Annotated in this window: 5 protein-coding genes; 1 reads left to right on the top strand and 4 read right to left on the bottom strand. The window is 42.2% G+C overall.

Annotated elements, in window-relative coordinates; genetic code table 11:
• From WB217_RS06575 to motA, 4 genes are all read right to left on the bottom strand, one after another.
• The coding region (locus WB217_RS06575) for a winged helix-turn-helix transcriptional regulator (protein WP_423991801.1) at positions 1 to 325 on the bottom strand (325 nt) is incomplete at its 3' end.
• Between the two features lie 488 nt (positions 326 to 813).
• Positions 814 to 2,034, bottom strand: a complete 1,221-nt coding sequence (locus WB217_RS06570; protein ID WP_423991799.1) for an MDR family MFS transporter — start codon at positions 2,032 to 2,034, stop codon at positions 814 to 816.
• 121 nt (positions 2,035 to 2,155) lie between these two features.
• Positions 2,156 to 2,923: a flagellar motor protein MotB gene (gene motB, locus WB217_RS06565; RefSeq protein WP_423991797.1), complete on the bottom strand. Its 768-nt coding sequence runs from the start codon at positions 2,921 to 2,923 to the stop codon at positions 2,156 to 2,158.
• Positions 2,916 to 3,710: a flagellar motor stator protein MotA gene (gene motA, locus WB217_RS06560; protein ID WP_423991795.1), complete on the bottom strand. Its 795-nt coding sequence runs from the start codon at positions 3,708 to 3,710 to the stop codon at positions 2,916 to 2,918. The genes motB and motA overlap by 8 nt, the downstream gene beginning before the upstream one ends.
• A gap of 225 nt (positions 3,711 to 3,935) precedes the next feature.
• Here motA and WB217_RS06555 point away from each other — a divergent pair, with 225 nt between their 5' ends.
• The gene (locus WB217_RS06555) at positions 3,936 to 5,417 is read left to right on the top strand and encodes a methyl-accepting chemotaxis protein (protein ID WP_423991793.1); all 1,482 of its coding nucleotides are present in this window, start codon (positions 3,936 to 3,938) and stop codon (positions 5,415 to 5,417) included.
• Positions 5,418 to 5,480: the final 63 nt, after the last annotated feature.

The following is a 5,480-nucleotide window of genomic DNA, read 5'->3' as shown; positions in this document are numbered from 1 at the left end:
CGCTTCCGAGCCTTCCCAGGTTTTCGCCAATATTCCTTGCAACACCGCCGCATGATTTAGAACTCTCAGCAGGGTTTGAGGTACCAAGCTCCAGCTGGCTTTTCGACCAGATTTTCCTGTCGATATTTGCCCCGCCTACGCACAATACCTGACGTTTTTCAGGCAGGATATAAGCTCGGCCAAGTATTTTTCCTTGTTTAATTAAAGATGAAATATAGCCTGCAACCTCTGCACGCGACAAATCTGTCTTCACGGCTAAATCGCTTTGTGAGATAAAAGGATCTTCTTTAATCAGTTTTAAAATCAGCGCCTCTTTTTCGTTCATGCTGCGCACCTCGCTATTTCCAAATACTAGCCTATACTCAAATCTTATACCTTTGTCAGAATATACACAACTTTATTGAAAAAAGCGTAAGCGCCATTAGTAAATTGTGACTATTTTGTGACAATTAGAATATAATGTAAATACTATGCAAGACTTATCATTTCATTAGGAGGACATGGACATGACGATTGTTCATATTTTAAACTTCTCCATTCCAATCGCGATGATGCTTGTAATTGGATTCACTGTGGATAAAATGTGCCAGCCTGATCCTGTTGAGCAGGAAGCGGAATGATTGGTGCACGAATTAAATACAGGAATTTTTCACGGGGAGATATATTTTTTAAGAATTCAAGTTTGATACTCGTGGAATAACCAGGTATTTTTTGCAGATAAAATGTATTGCGCTGCCTTCAGAGAATAAGATCCTATAAGACTCATTTTTAAGGGCAAAAAAGCAGGATTCCAAAGAATCCTGCTTTTTCATATTAATTTTTTACAATAGCTGGGGAAGTTTTCACAAAAACCTTGTTCCCTTGTACAAAGAATAAGATGCTTCCAAGAACCGCAACGGCAATCACTGAGAATAAGACAGTGCCGCCAGCCTCCTTTAATAAGAAGCCACCTGCAATTGGTCCAATGAAATGGCCAAGCTTGCGGAACTGGGCAGCCCCAAAATAAGTCCCTCTTAATTCATCTGTCGCCAGCTGATCAACGAGATAGCTGCTTGAAGGAAAGATTAGTATTTCCCCAATTGTTACGAACAAAATAGCCAGTATGGCTGTGTACCAGCCAGAAACAAATCCAAATGTCATCATCCCGACAGACAGAAAGACGGCTCCAGCCATCATGACCTGCATCGTTTTGAAACGTTCTGCGAAATGACTGATTGGCATTTGCAGAATCACGACCATAACCGCATTTATGGACAGCATCACTGAATAAACGAAGACCCCGTTTGCAAGTGAAGATTCCAAATACTGAGGCACATTGGATTCAATTTGCGAGTATCCGAAATTGATAATGATGCTTCCAAGCACTAAATATAGTAAGGCTTTGTCTTTTCCAATAATCCTTAAGGAGCTCGCAATCGTAACCTTTGCTGCCCCTTCACTCACACGATTGCCTACGTTGTACTTTTTCATCATTCCTGAAAAAATCAATGCATAAATGAAATACATGATTCCTGTGACCATGAAGGCTGACTTTGCTGAAACAACGGCAAGATAAGCGCCTAGCAGCGGTCCGACGGAAGCACCAATATTGATAGCCGTATAGCGTAATGAGAAGGCCCGCATTCTCTTGCTTTTTTCCGTCAAATCAGCTATCAGGGCCTGCCCTGACGGCTCAAAAAATGAACCAGAGAGTCCATTCAGCGCGTTTAAAACGATGAACCATACCGGTGTTTCCGCAATCATAAAACCAAAATAAATAAGTGACATTGAGAAGAGAGAACCCATCATGACGGGCTTTCGTCCGAAACGATCAGACAAATGCCCTCCTAAAAATCCCCCGACCACTCCGGCCAAAGGACTGATTCCAATGGTTAAACCGATCAGCACAGGGTGTAAATCCAGATTCCTGGATAAATAAATGGCCAGGAACGGAAGTGTAGCGAATGCTGAACCCCTCGCGAGCACTGTCCCGCATAGCAGAACCCAGACAATCGGGTGGAATTGCCGATAATAGCTTTTAAGTTTTTTATTCATATTATTTACCTCATAAGGTTAGATTCCTAAATCATAGCAAAAATCCAAAATTATGAAAATAGCATAAAATAAAAATATTAAACAAAAAACCGTCACCAATTAAATGATGACGGCCTTCCTATTACTCTGGATTATTGCTTGTGCGAGGCAGGATTAGAATCTCTACCCTTCGATTCCTTGCTTTTCCTTCTGCTGTTTCATTCGTAGCCACTGGCTGAAATTCGCCAAAACCCTTTGCACTGAACCAGCGCGGGTCAAGCTTTTCATTTTTCAAAATAATTTTCATAAATTCTACCGCACGCATGACGCTCAGTTCCCAGTTCGATTCATAACGCGCATTCTTGATTGGGACATTATCTGTATGTCCGCTGATAATGATATTCCGCGGCGGCTCCATGATCAGCAAATCAGCGATTTCGTTCGCGATGTTCATATCTGTGGACCGGACTTCTGCCCTTCCCGATTCAAACAGGACATTGTCCCTTATCGTCAAAAGCAGGCCCTCATCTGTTAAAGAGGTGTTAAGCTTATCTTTAAGCTTTTTATCCTCAATATACGAATTGACCTTCTTTTGCAGCTCCATCAGTTCCATTTGATCCTTCGCTGCCTCAGCCTTCTGATCATTCTTCTCGACATCTTCTTTGCGTTCATCAGGAGATTCCATCTGTCCTTCTGGCATTGGGCTTTGGAATTCAAACACACCCGTCCCCCCTGAAAACACATCATTAAATGCTTTTGATAGCATTTGGAATTTCACGGCATCAACCGAACTCATCGCAAACAAAACGATAAACAGCGCCAGCAGGAGTGTAAGCAAGTCGGCATAAGGAATCAGCCAAGATTCATCCATATGATCCTCATGATGCTCCTTCTTCTTTCTCCTACTCATCCTTCGCCACACTGCTTTCTTCAAGGATTCGTTTTCGTTCCCCTGCCGGCAGATAGGAGGCAAGCTTCTGTTCGATCACTCTTGGCGCTTCCCCTTCAAGGATTGATAAGATTCCTTCAATCATCATATATTTTACTTTTGATTCCTGCTTCGATTTGCGTTTCAATTTATTAGCGAATGGATGCCACAATACATAACCGGTAAAAATACCAAGCAATGTCGCTACGAAAGCTGCACTGATCGCTCTTCCTAACTCGTCCGTATTATCCATATGGCTCAACGCTGCAATCAAACCTACAACTGCGCCAAGGACTCCAAGTGTAGGAGCATAAGTGCCAGCCTGTGTAAAAATGGCTGCGCCTGATAGATGGCGCTCTTCCATGGCTTCCACTTCTTCAGTCAAAACATCTCTGATATAATCTGCACTTTGCCCATCCACTGCAAGCGATAAGCCATTCTTCAAGAATTCATCATCCACTTCGCTTGTCTTTGCTTCAAGCGCCAGCAGCCCTTCTTTTCTGGCAAGCTGAGCCCATTCAGAGAATAAACGGATTAAAGCAGGTAGATCCACCGTTTCTTTTTCCTTAAATAAAATTCCGAATAGCTTAGGCACTTTTTTAAGTTCATTTGCTGGAAAAGCTATTGTTACAGCTGCTACTGTTCCTACAATTATGATCAAGATTGCTGCTGGATTCACGAGTGCGCTTGGGCTTACTCCTTTGAAGACCATCCCAACTCCTACAGCTATAATCGCTAAAATGACACCTATAATCGACGACTTATCCATTTACGACTCCCCTGTCTGCTATGCATCTATTTCTATGTCGAACTTTTTAAACTGTAATCAAGTATCTCTTTTTATTTCGACACAATTTCAGAAATTTTAAGAGGTAAGAAGGGATTTTATCAAAATGGATAGGTAAAAAATATTTTTGATGAACAGATTAACGACATGGAACTTTATTCCGATATAACATATGTAAAGACACTTATCTTCAGAGGAGGATTTATCGTGGAGGCTATTGAAAATCTCCGCAGGCAGGATACGAGAAAGAAAAACACCTTGATGCTCAGCACCTACTCCGTATCTTTGCTGGCGACAACAGCATATACCATTATTGAAAAAGAACCATTTTTAAAAACAATGGTTTATGGAAGTGAATTACTATTTTTTGTACTAAGTTATATCATTTTACAAGTTTTGTTTAAGAAAGAATCTTTTTTTCCATACGCAGCTCTTGCAGTTATATATCTTCATCATTTTATATACATTGGCCAATTTGGCGGCAACGGGGCATTCTTGTTAGTCCTACTGTTCCTGGCGGTCTTTGCAGCCATCCACTTCGATACAAAAATTTTTGTAATAGGATTTACTTTAGGATTAGCTGGAGTTGTCATGAACACCCTCACAGCAACGGAAAATGTTGATTTCTTAAGCACAAACTTTGCTGCAATCCTGCTTTGCTACATACTGCTTGGTGCAGTGTTGTTCGTTTTAATTCGATTGAACCGGAACACCTACAAGTCGCTTGAGACGTTCTTGGCAGATTCAGAAAAGGAAAAAGCCCGTAAAGAGGAACATAGCTCATTGCTGCATAATGAGCTTCTCATTGTGACTGAAAGTCTTGGTAAAATAAACGGCCAGATTCAAACCCATTTATCTTCTCAAACGGAAATGAAAATAGCGGTAAACGAAATTTCAGCTGGAAGCCAGGTTCAAACAGAACAAATCAGCCAAATCTCTGAAAATGCAGAAATGACGAGACAGAGGATGGACGAAATGTCCGAGATGTCCGTGTTGCTTTCTGATAATACCTTGCAGGCTGCCAAGGCTTCTGAAAACGGCTCGCATAAAATTGGGGAACTGCAGGGAGACATGAAGGAGCTTGCCGGATCGATTTCTGAACTTAGCCAAACGTTCTCCATGCTTACGAAAAAAATTGAGGAAACAAACGGCTTCATCGTCAACATTCGAAATATCACCGAGCAAACAAATCTGCTTGCGCTGAATGCTTCGATTGAAGCAGCACGCGCTGGCGAGGCTGGCAAAGGCTTCTCCGTTGTCGCCAACGAAATTCGCAAGCTGGCTGAAATGACAAAGGAAACAGCATTGCATATCACCGAAAATCTCACAGCTGTTAATGAAACAAACTCGGCTGCCCTTGAGAAAATGAATGACAGCAGTGAGAAGCTTGCAGAAAGCAGAACTGCAGCAGACGAAGTCTCAGGCTTTTTCTTTGAAGTCAGCAGCACACTGCGCGAGCTTACCAATCAATTTGATCAGTTCGAATTAACGGTAAGTGACGTGAAACACCAGACAGGCGACGTCGAAGCATCCACTCGAGAACTAGCAGCCATAATCGAACAAGCAACAGCAGGACTCGAAGAAATGAACGCAACCATCGAGACACTCAACGACGACAACCAAACCATCGCAGCATACGTAAACCAAACAGCAATAGCAGCCGAAAAAATCAAAACAATAGGCCCTTAGAAGCCAACATCTCTATTCCATCACCGCATTACTCCATTGGGGGTCAGACCCCCAGTGCTTTAC

Source organism: Mesobacillus sp. (genome assembly GCF_049588175.1).
Classification (GTDB): domain Bacteria; phylum Bacillota; class Bacilli; order Bacillales; family Cytobacillaceae; genus Mesobacillus.
The sequence above is the reverse complement of the archived record's forward strand: the minus strand, read 5'-3'. Positions and strand labels throughout refer to the sequence as shown.

Excerpts from the sequence above, each read along its gene's own strand:
- WB217_RS06570 (WP_423991799.1), bottom strand. The coding sequence starts at position 2,034 with ATGAATAAAAAACTTAAAAGCTATTATCGGCAATTCCACCCGATTGTC.
- motB (WP_423991797.1), bottom strand. The coding sequence starts at position 2,923 with ATGAGTAGGAGAAAGAAGAAGGAGCATCATGAGGATCATATGGATGAA.
- motA (WP_423991795.1), bottom strand. The coding sequence starts at position 3,710 with ATGGATAAGTCGTCGATTATAGGTGTCATTTTAGCGATTATAGCTGTA.